This is a genomic window from Tardiphaga robiniae (assembly GCF_001618955.1).
Taxonomy (GTDB): domain Bacteria; phylum Pseudomonadota; class Alphaproteobacteria; order Rhizobiales; family Xanthobacteraceae; genus Tardiphaga; species Tardiphaga robiniae_A.
On record NZ_LVYV01000052.1, the window covers coordinates 1 to 501 of the forward strand.

The 501-nt window shown below is 59.5% G+C and carries 1 pseudogene; it reads right to left on the minus strand.

The features are described 5' to 3' along the window. Window positions 1-501 (minus strand): annotated as a pseudogene (locus A4A58_RS24100) (LysR family transcriptional regulator); the annotation flags it as partial.

Below are 501 nucleotides of genomic sequence, written 5' to 3' on the forward strand. Positions count from 1 at the left end.
ATCGGTGGTGACCAGCACGTAATGCAGTTCACCGATCCGTTCATAGTGAAGGTCGGGCAGGAAATGCGGTGTGTAGAGGATCGCGAGATCGAGCTCCCCGGCGGCGAGATCGCGGTTCATCTGGTTCGAATAATCCGCCTCCATATAGATCTCGGTGGTCGGCAGATCGCTGCGACACGCAGCCACCCAGCGGCCGGCAATGGTCTCTGCCAGGTCGTGCTGAATTCAGAGCCGCATAGAACGCTCCAGAGCGCCGGCACTCGCTACTGCACGGGTCGCTTCATGCCACTGATTCTGCAAGGCTTTCGCATAATCCAGAAAGCGCAGTCCCGCGGCGGTCGGAAGGGTTCCGCCCTTGTTGCGGGTGAAGAGCTTGCGGCTGAACTGCGTCTCCAGGGCCTTCACCCTATGGGAAACCGTGGATTGCGTGATGTTGAGCCGCTCGGCCGTCCGGTTGAAGCTGCGCGTTTCCATCAGGTCAAGAAAGGTTTCGATCAGGTC